The 20,996-nt window shown below is 64.7% G+C and carries 20 protein-coding genes, 1 tRNA gene and 2 pseudogenes; 17 read left to right on the top strand and 6 right to left on the bottom strand.

The window, feature by feature from the left end; genetic code table 11:
- Positions 1-25: 25 nt before the first annotated feature.
- Positions 26-595 carry a TetR/AcrR family transcriptional regulator gene (locus ACFFWD_RS38935; protein ID WP_376974692.1) on the bottom strand — a complete coding sequence of 190 codons (570 nt, stop codon included), beginning with the start codon at positions 593-595 and terminating at the stop codon, positions 26-28.
- A 105-nt stretch (positions 596-700) separates the two neighbouring features.
- Between ACFFWD_RS38935 and ACFFWD_RS38930 the strand changes: the two genes are divergently transcribed.
- Positions 701-1,069 carry a nuclear transport factor 2 family protein gene (locus tag ACFFWD_RS38930; protein ID WP_376974691.1) on the top strand — a complete coding sequence of 123 codons (369 nt, stop codon included), beginning with the start codon at positions 701-703 and terminating at the stop codon, positions 1,067-1,069.
- A 247-nt stretch (positions 1,070-1,316) separates the two neighbouring features.
- On the opposite strand, the gene ACFFWD_RS38925 is transcribed toward ACFFWD_RS38930, so the two are convergent.
- A tRNA-Met gene (locus ACFFWD_RS38925) sits at positions 1,317-1,393 on the bottom strand.
- 594 nt (positions 1,394-1,987) lie between these two features.
- Here ACFFWD_RS38925 and ACFFWD_RS38920 point away from each other — a divergent pair.
- From ACFFWD_RS38920 to ACFFWD_RS38880, 9 genes and pseudogenes are all read left to right on the top strand, one after another.
- Positions 1,988-2,245: pseudogene (locus ACFFWD_RS38920) on the top strand (coniferyl aldehyde dehydrogenase); the annotation flags it as partial.
- 122 nt (positions 2,246-2,367) lie between these two features.
- Positions 2,368-3,975, top strand: a complete 1,608-nt coding sequence (locus ACFFWD_RS38915) for a GMC family oxidoreductase (RefSeq protein WP_376974690.1) — start codon at positions 2,368-2,370, stop codon at positions 3,973-3,975.
- A 263-nt stretch (positions 3,976-4,238) separates the two neighbouring features.
- Positions 4,239-5,021 carry an SDR family oxidoreductase gene (locus tag ACFFWD_RS38910; protein WP_376974689.1) on the top strand — a complete coding sequence of 261 codons (783 nt, stop codon included), beginning with the start codon at positions 4,239-4,241 and terminating at the stop codon, positions 5,019-5,021.
- The gene (locus ACFFWD_RS38905; protein ID WP_376974688.1) at positions 5,018-6,007 is read left to right on the top strand and encodes an NADPH:quinone reductase; all 990 of its coding nucleotides are present in this window, start codon (positions 5,018-5,020) and stop codon (positions 6,005-6,007) included. Before ACFFWD_RS38910 ends, ACFFWD_RS38905 begins: the two co-directional genes overlap by 4 nt.
- A 38-nt stretch (positions 6,008-6,045) precedes the next feature.
- The gene (locus ACFFWD_RS38900; protein ID WP_376974687.1) at positions 6,046-6,894 is read left to right on the top strand and encodes an MBL fold metallo-hydrolase; all 849 of its coding nucleotides are present in this window, start codon (positions 6,046-6,048) and stop codon (positions 6,892-6,894) included.
- Between the two features lie 141 nt (positions 6,895-7,035).
- The gene (locus ACFFWD_RS38895) at positions 7,036-7,878 is read left to right on the top strand and encodes a fumarylacetoacetate hydrolase family protein (RefSeq protein WP_376974686.1); all 843 of its coding nucleotides are present in this window, start codon (positions 7,036-7,038) and stop codon (positions 7,876-7,878) included.
- Between the two features lie 177 nt (positions 7,879-8,055).
- Positions 8,056-8,667 carry a glutathione S-transferase family protein gene (locus ACFFWD_RS38890; protein ID WP_376974685.1) on the top strand — a complete coding sequence of 204 codons (612 nt, stop codon included), beginning with the start codon at positions 8,056-8,058 and terminating at the stop codon, positions 8,665-8,667.
- A gap of 20 nt (positions 8,668-8,687) precedes the next feature.
- Entirely contained in the window at positions 8,688-9,881 is a 1,194-nt protein-coding gene (locus tag ACFFWD_RS38885; protein WP_376974684.1) for a serine hydrolase domain-containing protein, read from the top strand.
- Between the two features lie 18 nt (positions 9,882-9,899).
- Positions 9,900-10,769, top strand: coding sequence for an MBL fold metallo-hydrolase (locus ACFFWD_RS38880; protein WP_376974683.1), 870 nt, complete (start codon positions 9,900-9,902; stop codon positions 10,767-10,769).
- Positions 10,770-10,812: 43 nt separating this feature from the next.
- On the opposite strand, the gene ACFFWD_RS38875 is transcribed toward ACFFWD_RS38880, so the two are convergent.
- Positions 10,813-11,355: a methylated-DNA--[protein]-cysteine S-methyltransferase gene (locus ACFFWD_RS38875; protein WP_376974682.1), complete on the bottom strand. Its 543-nt coding sequence runs from the start codon at positions 11,353-11,355 to the stop codon at positions 10,813-10,815.
- 149 nt (positions 11,356-11,504) lie between these two features.
- Here ACFFWD_RS38875 and ACFFWD_RS38870 point away from each other — a divergent pair, with 149 nt between their 5' ends.
- Positions 11,505-12,314: an alpha/beta fold hydrolase gene (locus ACFFWD_RS38870; RefSeq protein ID WP_376974681.1), complete on the top strand. Its 810-nt coding sequence runs from the start codon at positions 11,505-11,507 to the stop codon at positions 12,312-12,314.
- Positions 12,315-12,482: 168 nt separating this feature from the next.
- Here ACFFWD_RS38870 and ACFFWD_RS38865 read toward each other — a convergent pair.
- A pseudogene (locus ACFFWD_RS38865) lies at positions 12,483-12,936 on the bottom strand (carboxymuconolactone decarboxylase family protein).
- 109 nt (positions 12,937-13,045) lie between these two features.
- Between ACFFWD_RS38865 and ACFFWD_RS38860 the strand changes: the two are divergent.
- The 5 genes from ACFFWD_RS38860 (at position 13,046) to ACFFWD_RS38840 (ending at position 18,681) form a co-directional block, all read left to right on the top strand.
- Positions 13,046-13,912 (top strand): sigma-70 family RNA polymerase sigma factor, encoded by an 867-nt coding sequence (locus ACFFWD_RS38860; protein ID WP_376974680.1) that lies wholly within the window; start codon positions 13,046-13,048, stop codon positions 13,910-13,912.
- A gap of 193 nt (positions 13,913-14,105) precedes the next feature.
- Entirely contained in the window at positions 14,106-15,359 is a 1,254-nt protein-coding gene (locus tag ACFFWD_RS38855) for a M20/M25/M40 family metallo-hydrolase (protein WP_376974679.1), read from the top strand.
- A 197-nt stretch (positions 15,360-15,556) separates the two neighbouring features.
- Positions 15,557-16,231: a GntR family transcriptional regulator gene (locus tag ACFFWD_RS38850; RefSeq protein ID WP_376974678.1), complete on the top strand. Its 675-nt coding sequence runs from the start codon at positions 15,557-15,559 to the stop codon at positions 16,229-16,231.
- A gap of 152 nt (positions 16,232-16,383) precedes the next feature.
- Positions 16,384-17,184 carry a phytanoyl-CoA dioxygenase family protein gene (locus ACFFWD_RS38845; protein WP_376974677.1) on the top strand — a complete coding sequence of 267 codons (801 nt, stop codon included), beginning with the start codon at positions 16,384-16,386 and terminating at the stop codon, positions 17,182-17,184.
- A gap of 189 nt (positions 17,185-17,373) precedes the next feature.
- Positions 17,374-18,681, top strand: a complete 1,308-nt coding sequence (locus ACFFWD_RS38840) for an NAD(P)H-dependent oxidoreductase (RefSeq protein ID WP_376974676.1) — start codon at positions 17,374-17,376, stop codon at positions 18,679-18,681.
- Positions 18,682-18,774: 93 nt separating this feature from the next.
- Here ACFFWD_RS38840 and ACFFWD_RS38835 read toward each other — a convergent pair whose 3' ends face one another.
- Complete coding sequence (locus ACFFWD_RS38835) at positions 18,775-19,860, bottom strand: SDR family oxidoreductase (protein ID WP_376974675.1); 1,086 nt, start codon at positions 19,858-19,860, stop codon at positions 18,775-18,777.
- 126 nt (positions 19,861-19,986) lie between these two features.
- Between ACFFWD_RS38835 and ACFFWD_RS38830 the strand changes: the two genes are divergently transcribed.
- A complete protein-coding gene (locus tag ACFFWD_RS38830; RefSeq protein ID WP_376974707.1) occupies positions 19,987-20,232 on the top strand; it encodes a hypothetical protein in 246 nt (81 codons plus the stop codon).
- Positions 20,233-20,357: 125 nt separating this feature from the next.
- On the opposite strand, the gene ACFFWD_RS38825 is transcribed toward ACFFWD_RS38830, so the two are convergent.
- Complete coding sequence (locus ACFFWD_RS38825; protein WP_376974674.1) at positions 20,358-20,978, bottom strand: hypothetical protein; 621 nt, start codon at positions 20,976-20,978, stop codon at positions 20,358-20,360.
- Positions 20,979-20,996 lie beyond the last annotated feature (18 nt).

Raw genomic sequence — 20,996 nt, 5'->3', positions numbered from 1 at the left:
CGGTGAAAGAGATTTGGTTGCGGGGTCAGCCGCGCTGACGCTTGGTACGTCCCCGATGAACCCCGGATTGCTCTTGGGCCCTTATGGCTTCCTCCGCCACCCGGTTGAACAGCGTCGGATCGCCCATCGCATGGGACATCAGCAGTCCGCCCTGTACGGCGCTCGAAAAGACCAGCGCACGCTTTTCCGGCTCGCCTGCCCCTGATCCAGCAAAGGCCGAGATCAACCAATTTCGACAGGCAACAAAGTAGTCCTTGAGCGCCTCCCCAACGGGCTCCGGCAGGCCGGCGTGCTCAGCGGCCAATATTCCACAAAGACAAATTCCCGCCTTCGACAGCTTCCTTCTGTATGCCTCGCGCACGGCGCCAAGCTTGGCAGCCAATATTCGATCATCCTCGGCGTCGCCGAAGGCAGCCAACATTTGCTCTTGATAATTTCTCATCAAGCTGACGCCGAGATCGGCCTTCGTTGGAAAATGATAGTGCACGCTGGCGCTCTTGATCCCGACGTCCGCGGCAAGGTCACGAAAACTGAACCCGTGAAAACCGCCCCGCCGTATCCGTGCCTCGGCGGCCTTCAGAATTGCATCCCTCATCGCATCCACCAATGTCTACCTACTGATAGATACATTACTTGACAGGTATTTTGCTACGGGATTACTATCTATCTATCGATAGGTAGATAAGGATCGGCCATGACAATGTCCAACAAGGAAATCGTCCTCGAAGTCCTCAAGAGGGCCTTTATCGACCGGGATCCAACGGTCGTTGAGCAATATTTTGGCTTGAACTACAAGCAGCATAACCCGACGATCCCGGACGGACCGTCAGCCATCGCCGGCTTGATCCCGACCCTCACCGGCCTGACCTATGAACCCGGCATGGCCGTCGCCGATGGCAACCTCGTCATGGTTCATGGCCGCTATACCGGCTGGGGACCAAAGCCGATGGTTGCGGTCGATATCTTCCGTGTTGAGGACGGCAAGGTCGTCGAACATTGGGACGTGCTGCAGGAGGAGGTTCCGGCCGCCAATACGGCGAGTGGCAACGCCATGTTCACAAAACCCTAGAGGCGCCGCGAGCGAACCGCCTGCGATATTCGGCCGGCGCAACATGCCGAACAAAAGCGCCGCGGAGAGAATCGGTATGTCGCGCCCGCGGGTGCTCTATTGCCAAGCGCAGAACACGCCTTGCCGCCTTGACACGGCTTCTGTGGCGCCGGCGCAAAGCATGGGGCGGCCACCGCGCAGTTGTGATGGGTCCACGTACGAAAAAGCCCGCCGAGAGGCGGGCTCTTCATCTCTGCCGGTCGAGATTTGGTTGCGGGGATAGGATTTGAACCTATGACCTTCAGGTTATGAGCCTGACGAGCTACCGGGCTGCTCCACCCCGCGTTAAACCGTTGCATGCCTTGCAGAAGGGGAGCCCGAGGCGGTCGGCCAACGCTTAAAAACGGCGCCGATCGATCCGTCCGGAGGGCTTCCTGAGAAGGCAACCCGGACCGAAGCCGTCGGGTGCGGGGCGTATGTATCAACGTGGCCCCGGTTTGGAAAGCCCCGCGAGCAGCTTTTTGAGGTTTTTGTGACGCGGAAATCACCGGTTTCGTTACCGGAATCGCGGATGCGGAACCTGCTCTTGCCAGAAACCGCGCAAAAGCGGAGTTTGGCGTCCAACGATACCGTCAAGAAGACGTCATCTCGGGGGAAACGACCATGGACCGGCCATTGAAGAGCCCCGGGCAGCACGCGCTCGAGGAGGCCTTCCAGCGCCAGATCGAGCTGTCGCGCAACGAGGCCGCGCCGACGCTGGAGGCGCGGCTCGACCGGCTCCGCCGGCTGCGCGCCGCGGTCACCGAGAACGAGGCGCAGTTCGCGGCGGCGTTCTCGGCCGATTTCGGCCACCGCTCGACGGTCGAGACCGTGATCGCCGAGACCATGTTGGTGCTCGGCGAGATCAAGCATGCGGCAAGACACCTCAAGCGGTGGAGCGACGAGGTGCTGGCGCGCACGGTGTCCGGCGGCGTCACCGTCAATGACTGCCTGTTCCACTTCGCGCAGGCGCACCAGCCGATGGGCGGCGTCGGCGCCTCGGGCAGCGGCGCCTATCACGGCGAATGGGGGTTCAAGACGCTGACCAAATTGAAGCCGGTGTTCTATCGTTCGCGCTTCAACCGGCTCGCCGACCTCTATCCGCCCTATGGCGCGAAGATCGCGCGGCTGGAGAAGCTGATGCGGCTGTTGTCGTAGGGCACCATCACCGTCATTGCGAGCGCAGCGAAGCAATCCATCGCGCCGCTCGGGGATAGATGGATTGCTTCGTCGCTGCGCTCCTCGCAATGACGAATAATAACTGGCAGGGGGAAACATTCATGACAGACACATTCGATTTCGTGGTGGTGGGCGCAGGCTCGGGCGGCTGCGCGGTCGCAGGACGCTTGTCGGAGGATCCGGCGACCTCGGTCGCGCTGCTCGATGCCGGCGGCAGGAACGACAATTGGGTCGTCACCACGCCCGGCGCGCTGGTGTTGATGGTCGCGGGCACGATCAACAACTGGGCCTTCAGCACCGTGCCGCAGAAGGGGCTGAACGGCCGCATCGGCTATCAGCCGCGCGGCAAGGGGCTCGGCGGCTCCTCGGCGATCAACGCCATGGTCTACATCCGCGGCCACCGCGCCGACTACGATCACTGGGCCTCGCTCGGCAACAGCGGCTGGGCGTTTGCCGACGTGCTGCCCTATTTCAAGCGCTCGGAGGACAACGCCGATTTCGACGGCGAGTATCACGGCAAGGGCGGCCCGCTCGCCGTCAACAGGCTGCGCTCCGACAACCCGATCCAGCAGACCTTCCTGCAGGCGGCGCAGGAAGGCCAGTTCCGCATCCGCGAGGATTTCAACGGCGAGGACCATGAGGGCCTCGGCATCTACCAGGTGACGCAGAAGAACGGCGAGCGCTGGAGCGCGGCGCGCGCCTATGTGCATCCGCACATGGGCAAGCGCGCGAATTTGCGCGTCGAGACGGGCGCGCAGGCGACCCGCATCCTGTTCGAAGGCAAGCGCGCGGTCGGCGTCGAATACAAACAGGGCAACGCGCTGAAGCAGCTCCGCGCGCGGCGCGAGGTGATCCTCTCCTCCGGCGCCTTCCAGTCGCCGCAGCTCCTGATGCTATCAGGCGTCGGCGACGTGGCCGCGCTCGCCAAACACGGCATCGCGAGCACGCACCATTTGCCCGGCGTCGGAGCAAACCTGCAGGATCATCCGGACTTCATCTTCGGCTACATGTCCGACAATCCGAACTTCGCCGGCATCTCGCTGAAGGGCATGCCGCGGCTGGTCCGCGCCATCCTGCAATATCGGCGCGAGCGCCGCGGCCCCCTCACCTCGAACTTCGCCGAATGCGGCGGCTTCCTCAAGACGCGGCCCGACCTCGACATCCCCGACATCCAACTGCATTTCGGCATGGCGATGGTCGACGACCACGGCCGCAAGCGCCACAGCGGCACCGGCTTCTCCTGCCACGTCTGCCTGCTCAGGCCGAAGAGCCGCGGCAGCGTCGCCCTCGCAAGCGCCGATCCGATGCGGGCGCCGCTGATCGATCCGAACTTCCTCGGCGAAACCGAGGATCTGGAGGCGATGGTCGCTGGCTACAAGACGACGCGGCGGCTGATGGAGACGCCGTCGCTGCGCGCCCTGCAGCAGAAGGACATGTTCACCGCGGACGTGCGCACCGACGACGACATCCGCAACATCTTGCGCGCGCGGGTCGACACCGTCTATCACCCGGTCGGCACCTGCAAGATGGGTGTCAACGATCCGCTCGCGGTGGTCGATCCGAAGCTGCGCGTCCACGGCCTGGAGGCCTTGCGCGTGGTCGACGCCTCGATCATGCCGACACTGATCGGCGGCAACACCAACGCGCCGACCATCATGATCGGCGAAAAGGCGGCCGATATGATCAGGGCGGAGACAAGGGCGGGGTGAGCGGCCTTAGCTTACCGTCATTGCGAGCGGAGCGAAGCAATCCATATCGCGGCATACCCGATAGATGGATTGCTTCGTCGCGGCGCTCCTCGCAATGACGATCTGAGTGCGTGGGGAACAGGTCTGACGTGGCGGGCTCCCTGGTATGCGCTCCTTGATACCTACGATTTCGGCTGGCGCAATGCCCGAGCCCTTATCAGGGCGCATGATGTTGGCTAAGCTGTTGCCATCAAAACCTTCCAGACATCACAGGGAGTGAAACCGTGGATCTCGGAATCAAAGGCCGCCGCGCCATCATCTGCGCATCGAGCAAGGGGCTGGGCCGCGCCTGCGCGATGGCGCTCGCCAATGAAGGCGTTCACGTCACACTGACCGCGCGCGGCGCGGAGGCGCTGAACAAGACCGCCGACGAAATTCGCAAAGCCCACCCCACCGTCTCCGTCACCGCGATCGTCGGCGACATCACGACGCCGGCCGGCCGCGAGGCCGTGCTGAAGGCCTGCCCCGAGCCGGACATCCTGGTCAACAATGCCGGCGGCCCGCCGCCCGGCGATTTCCGCAACTGGACCCGCGACGATTGGATCAAGGCGATCGACGCCAACATGCTGACCCCGATCGAGCTGATCAAGGCCACCGTCGACGGCATGATGGCGCGCAAGTTCGGCCGCATCGTCAACATCACCTCGGCCGCGGTGAAGGCGCCGATCGAGATCCTCGGCCTCTCCAACGGCGCGCGCGCCGGCCTCACCGGCTTCGTCGCCGGCCTGTCGCGCAAGACCGTGATCAACAACGTCACCATCAACGGTCTGTTGCCGGGCCCGTTCGTCACCGACCGCCTGCGCGGCACTGCGAAGGCGGAAGCCGAAAAGCGCGGCATCACGCCCGACGAACTGCTCGCCGAGCGCGCCAAACAGAATCCGGCCGGGCGCTTCGGCGATCCCGACGAGTTCGGCTACGCCTGCGCCTTCCTGTGCGGCGCCAAGGCCGGCTTCATCACCGGGCAGAACATCCTGCTCGACGGCGGCGCTTTCCCGGGCACGCTGTGAGGGCCGTCTGGTACGAGCGGGCGGGGCCCGCCGCCGAGGTCCTCACCGTTGGCGAGATGCCGACGCCCGAGGCCGGGCCGGGCGAGGTCCGCGTCCGCCTCGAGGCGTCCGGCGTCAATCCGGCCGATGTCGGCCGCCGCAGCGGCAATTATCGCGCGATGGAGTTTCCACGCGTCATCCCGAACAGCGATGGCGCCGGGATCATCGACCAGGTCGGCGAAGGCGTCAGCAAATTCGCGGTCGGCGACCGCGTCTGGCTGTTCAACGGCCAGCGCAACGGCCGCGCCTTCGGCACCGCGGCCGAATACATCGCGCTCGCCGACTATTTGGTGACGCCGCTGCCCGGCGACGTGTCGTTTGCAGCCGGCGCGACGCTCGGCATCCCCTGTATGACCGCGTGGTGTTCGCTGTTCGCGGACGGTCCCGTCGCGGGGCAGACCGTGCTCGTCACCGGCGGCGCCGGCGCAGTCGGCCATTACGCGGTGCAATTGGCAAAGTGGGGCGGCGCGCGGGTGATCGCGACCGTGAGCTCGCAGGTGAAGGATATGGAGGCGCGGCTCGCCGGCGCCGACATGGTCGTCAATTACCGCACCGAGGACGTCGTATCCAAGGTGATGGCGTTCACCGAGAACCGCGGCGTTGACCGCGTGGTCGACGTCGATTTCGGCGGCAACCTCGCGACCACGCTGAAGATCATGGCGCTGAATTCCACGATCGCGGTCTACGCCACCAACGGCAATCGCACGCCCGTGGTGCCAATGCGCGAACTGATGGAGAAATGCATCACGCTGCGTTCATTGTTGCTGTTCGCATTGCCGCCGCCGCTGCTCGCGGCCGCGCAGGACGACATCACCAAGTGGCTCGCATCGGGCACCCGCGTGCACAACATCGCCGGGCAATTCGCGCTCGCCGACACCGCCGCGGCCCATCTCGCCGTCGAGAAGGGCGACAAGGTGGGCACCGTGATCGTCGACTGCGCACGGTAACGAGCCACCAAACAACAAACGACAAGGGGAAACGCCGGATGCATTGGACGGTCGGCAAGGTCAGAATCACCAGGGTCGTCGAGGTCGAGACGGTCGGCAGCACGCGCTTCATCCTGCCGCTCGCCGGCCGCGAGGAGATCCTGAGCCTGCCCTGGCTCATTCCGCATTTCGCCACTGACGAGGGGCGGCTGAAAATGTCGATCCATTCGCTCTTGGTGGAGACGCCCGAGCACCGCATCATCGTCGACACCGGTCTGGGCAACGACAAGCAGGGCCGCAACGTGCCGACCTGGAACAACCGCAACGATCCGTTCCTGGAAGCGTTGACCGCGGCCGGCTTCGCGCCCGACAGCATCGACACCGTGCTGTGCACGCATCTGCATGTCGACCATGTCGGCTGGAACACGAAGCTCGTCGATGGCAAATGGGTGCCGACCTTCGCCAACGCGCGTTACGTGTTCGGCAAGACCGAATATGACTACTGGCGCGACACCAAGGAGGAGGCGGATAAGGTCGCAGTCTTCACCGATTCCGTGCAGCCGATCGTGGACGCCGGCAAGGCGGAGCTGGTGCCGAGCGACCATCGCCTGAGCGACGAGATCACGCTGATCCCGACACCGGGTCACAGCCCCGACCACATGAGCGTGCACATCGCCTCGGATGGCGAGGCGGCGCTGTTGACCGGCGACGTCGCCCATCACCCCTGCCAGATGTACCATCTCGACTGGTCGTCGACCGCGGATTTCGACCAGAAGCAGTCGGCGGTGACGCGGCGCGAGCTGTTCTCGCGCTTTGCCGATACGCCGACGCTGGTGATCGGCGGCCACTTCAGCGCCGGCCATCTCAGGCGCGACGGGGATGCGTTCAGGTTCACCGCGCTGACGTGATCGGTCCGATACAGCCTTGAAATAAGGCTTGGCTGCAATGCAGTGCGCTCTGGGCCATTGAATTTCCCGCCGCGCTGTTCCAAGAAGCATGCTGAGGTATACCAGCAACAATCCTCTAGAAACCCCGTAGGGAGTGATCAAATGAAGCTTGTGCGTTATGGTGAAAAGGGTGCGGAAAAGCCCGGCCTGGTCGACAAATCCGGCCAGCTCCGCGATCTTTCGGCGCATGTGAAGGACCTCAACGGAGACGCCTACGCGCCGGAGTCGCTGAAGAAGCTCGCGGCCCTCGATGCCGCCTCGCTCCCCGCCGTATCAGGCAAGCCGCGCTTCGGCGCCCCGGTCACCGGGATCTCCAAATTCGTGGCGATCGGCCTGAACTATACCGACCACGCCAAGGAGACGGGATCGCCGATCCCGTCCGAGCCGATTTTCTTCATCAAGGCCAACACCTCGCTGTCGGGCCCGAACGACGCGGTCGAGAAGCCGCGCGGCTCTACCAAGCTCGACTGGGAAGTGGAGATCGCCGCCATCATCGGCACCCGCGCCAAATATGTCTCGGAGGCCGACGCGCTAAACCATGTCGCCGGCTATTGCGTCTGCAACGACGTCTCCGAGCGCAACTTTCAGCAGGAGCGCGGCGGCCAGTGGACCAAGGGCAAGTCGCATGACACGTTCGGCCCGCTGGGCCCGTGGCTGGTGACCAAGGACGAGATCCCCGACGTGCAGAAGCTCGGCATGTGGCTCGACGTCAACGGCCAGCGCCGCCAGACCGGCAACACCGCGACCATGATCTTCTCGATGGCGAAGTGCATCTCCTATGTCTCGCAGTTCATGACGCTGCTGCCCGGCGACATCGTCACCACGGGCACGCCGCCCGGCGTCGGCCTCGGCATGAAGCCGCCGACCTTCCTCAATGTCGGCGACGTCGTCACCCTCGGCATCGATGGCCTCGGCGAGCAGCGCCAGCAGATCATCGCGGCGTGAGGTAAGGCGCCGGGCATCGGCGCCAACCACGTCATTGCGAGCGAAGCGAAGCAATCCATGTCACCGCGTCGGATAGATGGATTGCTTCGTCGCTTCAGCGCAAAATTGCTTCGCAATTTTGTCGCGAGCTCCTCGCAATGACGGCAATTCCCAACGAACCTTGCCAAGGGGCTTCGCATGAAACTCACCTTCTCCCCCGCCTCGCCGTTCGCCCGCAAGGTGCGGATCGCGGCGATCGAGCTTGGCTTGATCGACAAGATCGAGCTGGTGCCGGCCACCGTCGCGCCGGGCCAGGCCAATGACGAATACTCGAAGATCACGCCGCTGAAGAAGCTGCCGGTGCTGATCCTGGACCATGGCGATGTGATCCTGGATTCCTACGTCATCGTCGAATATCTCAACGAGCTCGGCGGCGGCCGGCTGATCCCCGGCTACGGTCCGCGGCGCTGGAAGGTGAAGACCGATCACTCGCTGATCAACGGCATGCTCGATTCCATGCTGCTGTGCCGCTACGAGAAGATGGTGCGGCCGCAAGGTTCGCTCTGGCAGGCCTGGCACGACGATCACTGGAACAGGGCCTGGATCGGCATGGCGCGGTTCGAGAACCGGCCCGACGTCCTCGACGGCCCGTTCGACATTGCGCAGATCGGGCTGACTTGCGTGCTCGGCTATGCCGACTTCCGGTTTCCCGATTGCGGCTGGCGCAAGGCCTATCCGAAACTCGATGCCTTCTATCAGAAGGTGTCGGAGCGGCCCTCGGTGAAGATTTCGGTCCCGCCGGCGGCATAGCGTCGGACCTGGAGGGGAAGATGAGGATGCGCGATCACTTCCCCAAAATCCTGCTCTGCGCGAGCCTCGCGCTCGCGCCGATCCCGTCAGTGACGTCAGCAAGGGCGGACAGCATGGCGATCGGTCAACGAAATCTGGCCTGCGGGTCGCCGGCGTCGCTCGACGACGGCTGGACGACCGCGGCCCCCGACAGCGTCGGCATGGATGGCGCGCGGCTCTGCGGCATCGCGGCGCGGCTACGGCTCAGGAGCTCGGAGGTTCATTCGGTTGTCGTTGCGCGCCACGGCAAGCTGGTGTTCGAGCAATATTTCCCTGGCGTGGACCAGCCGTGGGGGCAGCCGGAGGGCCCGCGCGAATTCACCGCCACCACCGTGCACGACATGCGTTCGGCGTCGAAGAGCGTGACGTCGCTGCTGGTCGGGATCGCGATCGATCGCAAGCTGATCGCCGGCGTCGACGAACCCGTGGTCAAATTCTTCCCCGAGCATCAGTCGGTGAAATCGCCGGGATGGGACACGATCACGCTCCGCCACCTGCTCACGATGTCGTCAGGCATCAAGTGGGACGAGACGCTGCCCTGGAACGATCCGAACAACGACGAGCCGCATCTCGCCTTTGATGCCGATCCGATCGGCTACGTCCTCGGCAAGCCAATCGTCGCGCCGCCTGACACGTTCTGGACCTACAATGGCGGCGGCACGGATCTGCTCGGCAACATCCTCGAGCGCGTGTCAGGCAAGCCGCTCGAGGCCTTCGCGCGCGAGGCGCTGTTGCAGCCGCTCGGCATCACCGATCTCGAATGGAAGACCTACAAGAACGGCAAGATCGCGGCTGCCGCCGGGCTTCTCCTGCGCCCGCGCGATGCCGCCAAGATCGGCCAGCTCGTGCTCAACCGCGGCCAATGGAACGGCCGGCAGATCGTGTCGGCGGAATGGATCGCGCAGTCGATCATCCCGCGCTTCCAGGCGGTCGGCTATTTCGGCGGCACGCTGTTCTACGGCTATCAATGGTGGATGGGACGCTCGCTGGCCGACGGCAAGGACGTGAAATGGGTCGCCGCGTTCGGCTGGGGCGGCCAGCGCATCTTTATCGTGCCCGATCTCGACCTTGTGATGATGACGACGGCAGCCCAGTACGGCAAGCCGAAGGAAGGCCTTGCGGCGATGGACATCCTCGCCAACATCGTCATTCCTGCCGTACGCGATCCGCACTGACTTCCCTAAGGAATCAACATGAGTTTGAAATTCACCGTCGGCGACCTCACCATCCACCGCATCATCGAGCAGGAGACCACGTTCCTGCCGGCGCTCGACATGCTGCCCGGATTGACGCCGGAGCTGCTTGGCGAGAACCGGGCGTGGATGAAGGCCGCAGGCGCGCTCAACGACGAGGACACGCTGATCCTGTGCTTCCAGTCCTATGTCGTGAAGACGCCGCATCACACCATCCTGATCGACAGCTGCATCGGCAACGACAAGCCGCGGCCGCAGCGGCCGGCGTGGAACATGAAGACCGACGACACCTATCTGCGCGGGCTTGCGGCCGCGGGCTTCTCCGTCGACGACATCGACTACGTGATGTGCACGCATCTGCATGTCGACCATGTCGGCTGGAATACGCGGCTGGAGAACGGCCGCTGGGTGCCGACCTTCCCGAAGGCGCGCTACCTCTTCAACAAGACCGAGTTCGACTACTGGACGGACGTGAACGCAAAGACCGCCGTGCCGCCATTCGTCGACAGCGTGCTGCCGATCGTCGAGGCCAAGCGGCACGAGGTCGTCACCAGCGATCATGAGATCGGCGATCACGCGCGCATCCTGCCGACCCCCGGCCACACGCCGGGCCATGTCGCGTTCAGCTTCGGCCGCGGCAAGGACGACGCGGTATTTTCCGGCGATTTGATGCATTCGCCGATCCAGGCGCGCTATCCGGAATTGTCGGCGAAGTTCGACGTCGACCAGGCACAGGCGGCCAAGACGCGCCGCGGCTTCCTGGAGCGCTATTGCGACACCGACACGCTGTGCTGCCCTGCGCATTTCCCCTCACCGTCGGTCGGCAGGATCAGGCGGAAGGGCAGCGGGTTCGTGTGCGAAGCAAGCTAGCTGCTCGCTTCACCTCGCCCCGCTTGCGGGGAGAGGGAGAAGATCAATCAAACAGGCTCGGCGTGTGGTTCACCACCGCGCCTTCGATCTGAAGCATCTTCAGCTTGGTCACGACCCCGCCATTGGCCGAGAAGCCGCCGGGCTTGTTGCCGGCCGCCAGCACGCGGTGGCAGGGCACCACAATCGGGCATGGGTTGCGGCCGAGCGCCTGGCCGACGTCGCGCGACAGCTCGACACCGCCGAGCTTTTTCGCGATCTCGCCATAAGTCATGGTCTGGCCCGGCGGGATCTTGCGCGCGATGTCGTAGACGCCGCGGTTGAACTCCGGCACGCCGTCGAGATCGAGCACGATGTCGGCGAGGTCGTTCGGCTTGCCGGCCAAAAGCTCGACCATGCCGTCGATCGCGTGCCTGACGTCGGCCGGCGGGGTAGCCTCGGTGACGTCGCCGCTGCGCTGGAAGATCCGCTTGCGGGTCTTCTCCTCGCTGCCCATCGGCAGCTGCACGCCGGTGACGCCGTGGTCGCCCCAGACGACGCCGCAGGGGCCGATCGCGGTCTCGAAGATGGCAAAATGCTGGCCGGTCATGGCTCGCTCCCGATGTCGTCGGCTCACGGTCCGGAGCCTGATGCTGGAGCTGAATCTAGGCTTGGAGAATGTTGCTATCCACCCGAATCCTGTGGGAACTTCGGCGGGATCAACAGTATCTGTTTCCCCTCATTTTCGCGAGCCCCTCGATGCAGTGCCTCCACGTCAACGGTTTCGACATGCCCTATCTCGACATCGGGCACGGCCCGCCGCTGGTCTGCGTGCACGGCTCGCTGTGCGACTTCCGGATCTGGTCGGCGGTGCTCGGCCCGCTGACGACGAAGCATCGCGTGATCGCGGTCAGCCTGCGGCATTTCTTCCCGGCCCATTGGGATGGCCTCGGCGACACCTATTCGATCGCCCAGCATACCGACGACGTCATCGCCTTCATCGAAAAATTCGACACCAGGCCGGTCGATTTGATGGGCCATTCCCGCGGTGGCCACATTGCATTCCGCGCCGCGCAGCGGCGGCCGGATCTGTTGCGCAAGTTGATCCTGGCCGAGCCCGGCGGCGAGCTCGACGAGACGCTTGATCCCGACTTCAAGCCGGGCCCCTCGCCGCTGGCCGCGCGGTTCGCGGCCTGTGCCGCGGAGATCGCCAAGGGCGACATCGACGGCGGATTGGAGATCTTCATGGACGCACTCGAAGGCCCTGGCGCCTGGAAGCGCGTGCCAGCGACGTCGAAGCAACTTCTGCGCGACAATGCCACCACCCTGATTGGCCAGACCCGCGACCAGCGACCGCCATTCTCGAAAGCGGATGCGGAGGCCATCAAGACACCCACCCTCTTCATCGGCGGCGCCAACACCAAGGGCATGCTGCCGAAGGTGCTGCACGCGCTCGCGGCCCATGTGAAGGGCTCGCGCACCGAGATGATCCCGGGCACCACGCATCCGATGTTCGAGCAGGCCCCGCAGCGCTATTGCGAGATCGTGCTGGATTTCCTCGCCGCATGAGCGGTGCACCCTCTCCCCTTGTGGGAGAGGGTGGCGCGATAGAGCGAAACGGAATTGCGCCGGGTGAGGGGTTCTCTCCGCGGAGACAGACCCCTCACCCGCCTCCGATGCGTTGCATCGGTGGCGGCCTCTCCCACAAGGGGAGAGGCGAAGAACGCATGCGCCGCCTCACACCTTGAACACACCGACCGGCTGGCGCACCGCGACGTTGAGCCTGTTCCAGACATTGTTGGTGGCGATCGCGAGCACGAGGGCGGCGAGCTCCTTTTCATCAAAATGCTTGTCGGCCTCGTTCCAGACCGCGTCCGGCACCGGATCCTCGCGGTCGCTGAGCCTCGTCAGCGCCTCGCTGAGCGCGAGCGCGGCGCGTTCGGCGTCGGTGAAAAAGGGCGTGTCGCGCCATGCGGCGACGCAGAACAGCCGCTCGTCGGTCTCGCCGACGCGCCTGGAGCTTGGGGTGCATGTCGACGCAGACGCTGCAACCGTTGATCTGGCTGGCACGCAAATAGACCAGTTCCAGCAGCTTTTCCGACAGGCTCTTCTTGGTGGTTTCGCCAAGCGCCTGCATCGCCTTCATGGCGTCGGGCAGGACCATGACCGGGTGGTTCATACGGGCTTGCATCGTCTCGTTCTCCTGTTTTGCTTTTGACGCGGCCGCGCCGATCTGCTGTCACATCGGCCGGATTTCGTTCGTCATAGCCATGACGGAGCGCGCACAGGGAATGTGACCGATGGACGAGAAAAAGTTTCTGGCCGAGCAATTCGAGGTCAACCGGGCCCATTTGCGCGCGGTGGCCTATCGGATGCTGGGTTCCACCGCCGAGGTCGACGACGCCGTGCAGGAAACCTGGCTGCGGCTGAGCCGCACGGATGCGGCAGCGGTCGACAATCTCGGCGGATGGCTGACCACGGTGATCGCCCGCATCTGCCTCGACATGCTGCGCTCGCGCAAATCGCGGCGCGAGGAGCCGATGGGCCCGCACGTGCCGGAGCCGGTCACTGAGGATGCCGGCGAGCGGGAGTCCGAGATGGCCGATTCCGTCGGCGCCGCGCTCCTCGTGGTGCTGGAGACCTTGGCGCCGGCCGAACGATTGGCCTTCGTGCTGCACGACATGTTCGCGGTCTCCTTCGAAGAGATCGCGCCGATCGTCGGCCGCACGCCGGGCGCGGCGCGGCAGCTCGCAAGCCGCGCGAGACGCCGCGTGCAGGGGACACCACCGGCGCCTGATGCCGATCTCGGCCGGCAACGCAGCATCGTCGACGCCTTCCTCGCGGCCTCCCCCAACGGCGACTTCCAGGGACTGCTCGCGGTGCTCGATCCCGACGTGGTGTTCCGCGCCGACCAGGCCGCGCAACGGCTCGGCTCGCTCGCGGAAATCCGGGGGGCCGCAGCGGTTGCGGAGCTCTACAAGGGACGCGCCCAGGCCGCCAGGCCCGCGCTGGTCGATGGCGAGATGGGGGTTGCCGTCATCCTCGGCGGCGCCTTGCGCATCGTGCTGCGGGTCACGATCGTCGGCGACAGGATCGCCGCGCTGGAGGCGGTCGCCGATGCCGCCGAGATCGAGACGTTCGACGTCGAGGTGCTGGATCAGAACTGACGCCGCTGGAGGTATGTGGAGCCCGATGCGAGAGCGTTTTCGAGCGAAAGCCCGCCCCGCACTTGATGTGGGGCGGGTGCCGGTTCGCGTCAAGAAAACGCGTCAAAATAAGAACCTGGAGCTTCGGTTCTGATTCAATCAGAACCGAATTTGCCCTAGGGTTTCCTCCCAACAAAATCGAGGAGGAAACGACATGACAACATCAATCACACGGCTCGCATCGGTCAGCCTCTTCGGGCTCCTCCTCGCCTCCCCTGCCATGGCCGCGGCGGACGAGAAACTGCGCGCGGCCGCCGAGCAGGCACAGCCCGCGGTGATCGAGAGCCTGCGCGACATGGTGATGATCGAGTCCGGCTCGAGCGACGTCGATGGCCTGAAGAAGATGGCCGACTACACCGAGGCGCGGCTGAAGGCGCTCGGCGCCAAGACCGAGCGGCGCAAGGCCACGCGCGGCGCCGGCGCCGACATCGTGATCGGCACCTTCGAGGGCACCGGCACGAAGAAGCTGATGCTGATCGCGCATATGGATACCGTCTATGAGCACGGCATCCTGGCCTCGCAACCCTACAAGGTCGACGGCGTCAGGATCTACGGCCCCGGCATCGCCGACGACAAGGGCGGCATCGCCGTGATCTTGCATTCGCTGAAGATCCTCAACGACGCCGGCTGGCGCGACTACACCAAGCTCACCGTGTCGTTCAATCCGGACGAGGAGGTCGGCTCGATCGGGTCCGGCGAGCTCATCGCCGAGCTCGCCGACCAGCATGACGTCGTGCTGTCGTTCGAGCCGACGGCCGCGTCTCCCGTCGCCAAGAACGACAGCCTGCTGCTCGGCGCGAGCGGCACCGCAACGGGAACGATGGATGTGAAGGGCAAGGCCTCGCATGCCGGCGCCGCCCCGCAGCTCGGCCGCAACGCGCTGATCGAGCTCGCGCATCAATTGCTGCAAACCCAGGACGTCGCCAAGTCGATTCCGGGCACACAGCTCAACTGGACCACCGCAAAGGCCGGCACGGTGCGCAACCAGATTCCGGATCATGCGACCGCCGGCGCCGACATCCGCCTCACCATTCCGGACGGCGTGCAAAAGCTTCAGGCCGCGCTCGATGAAAAGGTGAAGAACAAATCGATCCTGGACACTGAGGTCACGGTGAAGATCGAGCCGGGACGTCCGCCCTTCGTCGCCAGCGACCGCGGCCGCGCGCTCGCCAAGGAGGGCCAGGCGATCTATGCCGAGATCGACCGCACGCTCGACATCGTCGAGATGACCGGAGGCGCCACCCATGCGGGTTACGCCGGACGCAGCGGCAAGGCGATCGTGGTGGAGAGCTTCGGCCTCGCCGGCTGGGGCTACCACGCCCGCGACGAATACATCGACACCAACTCGATCGTGCCGCGGCTCTACCTGATGACGCGGATGCTGACCGAGCTGGGGAAGAAGAAATAGGCTGCACAGGTCCTGCACGCGCGAGATGCCCGGCCTAGCGCTGGGCATCTTCGTTGGGCTTCGACAGGTCGCGATCAAAAAGCCTTTTCTTGTCAACAGACTAGAGGCCCTCTCAGAACGCGCTTGACCGTTGGCCTGACCGGACGTAGCTTCCTCCTGAACACGGAATTCCGTATTCCAAACCTGGATGACCCGGCATGATCCCGTTGGACCCGCTCCCGAACCTGATCGACCAGGTCTATGCGCGGATCCTGGAGGCGATCATCGACCGCACGCTGCTGCCGGGCCAGCGCATCACCCAGAACGAGCTCGCCGAAAAGCTCGGCGTCTCGCGCCAGCCGGTCTCGCACGCGCTGCATCTCTTGCATCGGCAAGGGCTCGTCGCCGAAAGCGGCAAGCGCGGCTTCGAGGTGACGCAGCTCGATCCGCAGCGCATTCGCGAACTCTATGAAGTCCGCGGCGCGATCGATGCGCTGGCGGCGCGGCTTGCCGCCGCGCGTGTGAAGGAGGATTCCACCGGCCGGTCAGCGCTCGAAGCCGCACTCAAGGCCGGCAGCGCGATCGACGACACGACGCCGCTGGCGCGCCTGATTGCGCTCGACGTCGACTTCCATAGCGCGATCTACCGCCTCGCCGGCAATTCCGCGATCGAGGAAATGATCGCGCCGCAATGGCCGCATATGCGCCGCTCGATGGCAACCGTGCTCGCCGAGCTCGACAACCGCGGCAGCGCCTGGACCGAACACGAGACCATCGCCGCGCACATCTTCGCCGGCAACGCCAGCGCCGCAGAGGCCGCAGCGCTGGCGCACGCGCAGACGGCGGGGCGGCTGACTGAAGAGAGATTGAGGGCGACCGACGTGGCGGCGTAGCAGCCGTCATGCCCGGGCATCCACGTCTTGCTTCGCCGCGCAACAAAGACGTGGATGGCCGGGCATAGGCGAGCGGAAGCGACGCCGTCCTTCAGACGGCTATGCCCGGCCATGACGAGAATGAGAACAAGAGACAAAAGGAGGAAAGCACCATGAAACTGACGCCAGAGCAGATCGAATTCTTCCATCGCGAGGGCTGGCTGTTCCTGCCCGAGCTGTTCAGCCAGGAAGAGGTGGATTTCCTCGCCCGCGAGGCGGTCTCGATCTACGACGCCAATCGCCCCGAGGTGTGGCGCGAGAAGAGCGGCGCGCCGCGCACCGCCTTTGCCGCGCATCTCTACAACGAGGCCTTCCGCGTGCTTGGCGCGCATCCGCGCATGATCGAACCGATCGAGCAGATCTTCGGTGAGAAGGTCTACATGCACCAGTTCAAGATCAATGCGAAGGCCGCCTTCACCGGTGACGTCTGGCAGTGGCACCAGGACTACGGCACCTGGAAGCGTGACGACGGCATGCCGGAGCCGCGCGCAATGAACATCGCGATCTTCCTCGACGAGGTGATGCCGATCAACGGGCCCTTGATGCTGGTGCCGAAGAGCCAATCCGCCGGCGATCTGAAGGCCTCGCATGATCTGGAGACGACGTCATACCCGCTGTGGACGCTCGACGAAGAGACGGTGACGCGGCTGGTGAAGCAGGGCGGCATCGTCGCGCCGACCGGCAAGGCCGGCGGCATGCTGATGTTCCACGGCAACCTGGTGCACGGCTCGAGCGGCAACATCACGCCCTACCCGCGCAAGATCGTCTACCTGACGCTGAACGCGGTCTCGAACTATATCCGCACCCCGACACGGCCGCAGTACATCGCGCATCGCGATTTCACGCCGATCAAGACCGTGGATGACGACGCGTTGCTGCGGTTGGCGCGTGCGCCACGGCAGGCGGCGGAGTAAGCTGACGCGTACTCTCAACGTCGTCATGCCCGGGCAAAAGCGCGAAGCGCGTCTTCGCGCAAGATGTCCCGGGCATCCACGTCTTAACACGCTCGCTGCACCGAAGACGTGGATGGCCGGGCCAAGCCCGGCCATGACGGAATCCAGGCAGCAGCGCTGCACCTCACAACAATTTCTCGGACACCCATCATGAACCTGCATCACCTCCTCCAAGCCCGCGCTGCCGCCGGCAAGCCCGTTCGCGTTGCGCTGATCGGCGCCGGCAAATTCGGCTCGATGTTCCTGTCGCAGGTGCCGCACGCGCCGGGACTGGAGGTGCCCATCATCGTCGATCTCGACCGCGATCGCGCGCGCGAAGCGTGCCGCACGGTCGGCTGGGACGAGGCGCGGATCAAGGCCACCGCCTTCACCGACGACGGCGCCCGCGCGATTGCCGGTGGCGCTTTGGACGTGGTGGTGGAAGCGACCGGCAATCCTGCGGTCGGCATTCGCCATGCGCGGGCGGCGATCGCCGCTGGCAAGCATGTCGTGATGGTGAATGTCGAGGCCGACGTACTGGCAGGCCCCCTGCTCGCCGAGGAAGCACGCAAGGCAGGCGTGGTTTATTCGCTCGCCTATGGCGACCAGCCGGCATTGACGGCCGAGCTGGTCGATTGGGCGCACGCCACGGGTTTTCGCGTGGTCGCCGCCGGCAAGGGCACCAAATATCTCCCCGCCTATCATGACGTGACGCCGGAAGGCGTGTGGCAGCATTACGGGCTCACCGCAGGCGAAGCGCAATCGGCCGGCATGAACCCGCAGATGTTCAACTCCTTCCTCGACGGCACCAAATCAGCCATCGAGATGGCGGCGATCGCCAACTCTACCGGGCTCGACGTGCCCTCCGACGGTCTGCTGTTTCCGCCTTGCGGCGTCGACGATCTGCCGCACGTGATGCGGCCGCGTGAACAGGGCGGCGTGCTGGAGAAATCCGGCACCGTGGAGGTGGTGTCGTCGCTGGAGCGTGACGGCCGACCGGTGTTCCGCGACCTGCGTTGGGGCGTCTATGTGGTGCTGGAGGCGCCGAACGATTATGCCGCCGACTGCTTCAAGCAATACGGCCTCAAGACCGATGCGTCCGGCCGCTATGCGGCGATGTACAAGCCGTATCATCTGATCGGGCTCGAGCTGAACATTTCGGTGCTGTCGGCCGCGCTGCGCAACGAGCCGACCGGGCAGCCACGCGGCTTCCGCGGCGACGTCGCCGCGGTCGCCAAGCGCAACCTGCGCGCCGGCGAGATGCTGGACGGCGAAGGCGGCTACACGGTATGGGGCAAGCTGCTGCCAGCTCAAGCAAGCCTCGCCGCCGGCGCGCTGCCGATCGGACTCGCCCATCGCGTCAAGCTGAAGAACGACGTCGCCCACGGCGCGGTGGTGCGCTGGAGCGACGTTGATGTCGACGAGGCCAGCGACACGATCAGGACGCGCAAGGCGATGGAGGCGGCGTTTTCGCGCTAGCGCTAGCTCCGCTTGTGAGATTGGAGAGCCCTCTTACCTTTCCCCGCCTGAGCGGGGCGAGGGAGAAGAGGGCGTCGGCGACACAATGAGATATCACGGCAACAGCCGGCTCGCCCGCGCCAGCTTGAACCACTTCCGGAACATCACTTCGGTATCCATCATCTCGGTGAAGCCGGCCTGGTTGATCTTGACCGTCGAGACGATCGACGGCGGGCCGCTCTCGGTCTGACCATAGCGCATGCTGTAATCGGCATACTGGAACGAGAGGCCGACGAACTCCTCGAGGCGCGGAGCGATCAGGTCGTACTTCCTGCGCAGCTCATCCCACGGCGCGATCCAGTTCTTGTATTCCCGCGTAAGCGACAGCGGCACGTGCTGGCCCGGCGTCATCTCCAGCGCATCGGCAATCGCGGGCCAGATGTTCTCCCAGGTGAAGACGTCGCCATTGGTGACGTTGAAAGCCTCGTTGCGCGCGGCCTCTGCCTCGCCGGACCAGGCAATTGCGCGTGCAAGGAGATCGACGTCGACCGCCTGTGACACCCGCGCGGCGCCGCCGGGATAATCGAGCGGCCGGCCTTGCTCGCGCAAGACAGCCGCGTAGACGCCGAGCGGCGGGATCAAATCCATCGCGCCGCCCATCGCCTCGCCGATGATCAGCACGGGGCGCAGGATGCTCCAGTGCCAGGCCTTGCCCTGCTGCAGCTCGCGCAGGAAATTCTCCTGCGCCCAGTAGAAATTCGGCTGCTCGTACATTTCCGAGCGGCCCTCGCGCGCCGGCACCGTGAGCGGACGGACGTGGACGCCATAGGCCTTGGTGCCCTGCAGCAGCGCGACGTGGGTCAGATCAGGCGCGACGGGCTCGAGCGCGCCCATCAGATTGCGCAGCATCAGGTCGTTGGTCCTGATCTGCTCTGCGTCACGCCAGCCATCGATCAGGCTCGGCGCTTCGTAGAGCGCGGCATAGACGAGATGCGTCGCGCCGCGCAGTTCGGCCGCCGCGCACCGACAATCCTCGGCATTGGTCAGATCAACAGGCACGTGACGCGCGCCGTAGAGGTCGCGCGGCCGGCGGCGCGACAGCGCAACGCGCTCACAATCGTCCGATGCGCCGAAGTGTCGCAACACGGCGCTGCCGACGAGACCGGTTGCACCGGCGACCACGACTTTCTTGTTGGCCATGTCCTTGAACTCCTGACGGCTGGCCACCTCTGACTAGCAGATCACAGCGATTGAAGCAGCGCACCGCTTAGACTTTCGTCAGGTGAAATACGGGGCTTCTTCGCAGCTGCGGTGGGCGGACAGCGCTTGATTATCCCCGAGCGAACGGCCATCCTGATCGTGGAACCGGAAAGCTCGGACTTCCACCAACAAGTGCCTGTCGAAGGCCATCGGAAACGCTCACCACAACAACGTCGATCATCGGCGAAGAAAAGACGACATCAAGGTCGTTCCCTTGTCGAGGCATCCTATCGCAACGAATCGCTGGCCTGGATGCAGGTCGCCGAGCTCTCGTTCGACAGCTTCATGATGCGGATGCGCACGCGGACTTGAGCTGCGAACGCCCTGCGCCACTCGCGGGAAGGAATGAGGACCCGCTCGGGACCGCCCTGAAGCTCTCGCGAAACAAAAAAGCCCCGGAGAATTTCTCCGGGGCTTGTTGTTTGGGACTGGCAGGCTCAATTGTCGTCGCTGCCGCCGAACTCTTCCATCAGCTTGTCGTAGCTCTTGGCGACGAGGTCGATGTTGCCCTTGTTCTCGATCGCCGGCGGCGGCGACTTCAGGGCCGCGTTGAGGTCGGCGAGTGCCTCCTTCTTGTCCTTGGCCGACATCTTCTTGTCGGCCTGGACCTGGGCGATCTGTGCCTTCAGCACGGCTTCGGGGCCGACATATTTCTTGCTCTGCGGATCGAATCCGCCGAGCACCAGCGAGATGTTGTCGACGACATTGTTGTATTCGTCATAGCTCGCAAAGCCGTTCTTCTTGGCGATGCCCTCGAGCTGCGCCGTGACCTTTGGGTCGGGCTTGGCGTCCTGCGGCAGCTTGGCGGTGATCGGATCCATCTCCTTGGTCGCAGCAAGCGCGCTGTCGATCTGCTTGTCGGTCAGCGCGATCTGCTTGATCGGCGGCGCCTGCTCCTGCTGCGGCGCGGGTGCGGCCTGGGCCGGCTGCTTTGGCGCCGGGGCCATCTGCTGCTGCTTGGCCTGCGCGAGGGCACGGCCGTTCGACAGCGTCGTCATCGACACAGCAAGACAGGCGACACTCATCGCGACGCAGAGGGGGCGAATCATCTCACGCATGGCAGTCTCCTCGTTCGG

Source organism: Bradyrhizobium erythrophlei (assembly GCF_042430365.1).
Classification (GTDB): domain Bacteria; phylum Pseudomonadota; class Alphaproteobacteria; order Rhizobiales; family Xanthobacteraceae; genus Bradyrhizobium; species Bradyrhizobium erythrophlei.
This window is presented reverse-complemented; position numbering and strand designations above follow the sequence as displayed.

Coding starts and splice junctions, on each gene's coding strand:
- ACFFWD_RS38935 (WP_376974692.1), bottom strand. CDS start 595: ATGAGGGATGCAATTCTGAAGGCCGCCGAGGCACGGATACGGCGGGGC.
- ACFFWD_RS38930 (WP_376974691.1), top strand. CDS start 701: ATGTCCAACAAGGAAATCGTCCTCGAAGTCCTCAAGAGGGCCTTTATC.
- ACFFWD_RS38915 (WP_376974690.1), top strand. CDS start 2,368: ATGACAGACACATTCGATTTCGTGGTGGTGGGCGCAGGCTCGGGCGGC.
- ACFFWD_RS38900 (WP_376974687.1), top strand. CDS start 6,046: ATGCATTGGACGGTCGGCAAGGTCAGAATCACCAGGGTCGTCGAGGTC.
- ACFFWD_RS38895 (WP_376974686.1), top strand. CDS start 7,036: ATGAAGCTTGTGCGTTATGGTGAAAAGGGTGCGGAAAAGCCCGGCCTG.
- ACFFWD_RS38890 (WP_376974685.1), top strand. CDS start 8,056: ATGAAACTCACCTTCTCCCCCGCCTCGCCGTTCGCCCGCAAGGTGCGG.
- ACFFWD_RS38885 (WP_376974684.1), top strand. CDS start 8,688: ATGAGGATGCGCGATCACTTCCCCAAAATCCTGCTCTGCGCGAGCCTC.
- ACFFWD_RS38880 (WP_376974683.1), top strand. CDS start 9,900: ATGAGTTTGAAATTCACCGTCGGCGACCTCACCATCCACCGCATCATC.
- ACFFWD_RS38875 (WP_376974682.1), bottom strand. CDS start 11,355: ATGACCGGCCAGCATTTTGCCATCTTCGAGACCGCGATCGGCCCCTGC.
- ACFFWD_RS38870 (WP_376974681.1), top strand. CDS start 11,505: ATGCAGTGCCTCCACGTCAACGGTTTCGACATGCCCTATCTCGACATC.
- ACFFWD_RS38860 (WP_376974680.1), top strand. CDS start 13,046: ATGGACGAGAAAAAGTTTCTGGCCGAGCAATTCGAGGTCAACCGGGCC.
- ACFFWD_RS38855 (WP_376974679.1), top strand. CDS start 14,106: ATGACAACATCAATCACACGGCTCGCATCGGTCAGCCTCTTCGGGCTC.
- ACFFWD_RS38850 (WP_376974678.1), top strand. CDS start 15,557: ATGATCCCGTTGGACCCGCTCCCGAACCTGATCGACCAGGTCTATGCG.
- ACFFWD_RS38845 (WP_376974677.1), top strand. CDS start 16,384: ATGAAACTGACGCCAGAGCAGATCGAATTCTTCCATCGCGAGGGCTGG.
- ACFFWD_RS38840 (WP_376974676.1), top strand. CDS start 17,374: ATGAACCTGCATCACCTCCTCCAAGCCCGCGCTGCCGCCGGCAAGCCC.
- ACFFWD_RS38835 (WP_376974675.1), bottom strand. CDS start 19,860: ATGGCCAACAAGAAAGTCGTGGTCGCCGGTGCAACCGGTCTCGTCGGC.
- ACFFWD_RS38825 (WP_376974674.1), bottom strand. CDS start 20,978: ATGCGTGAGATGATTCGCCCCCTCTGCGTCGCGATGAGTGTCGCCTGT.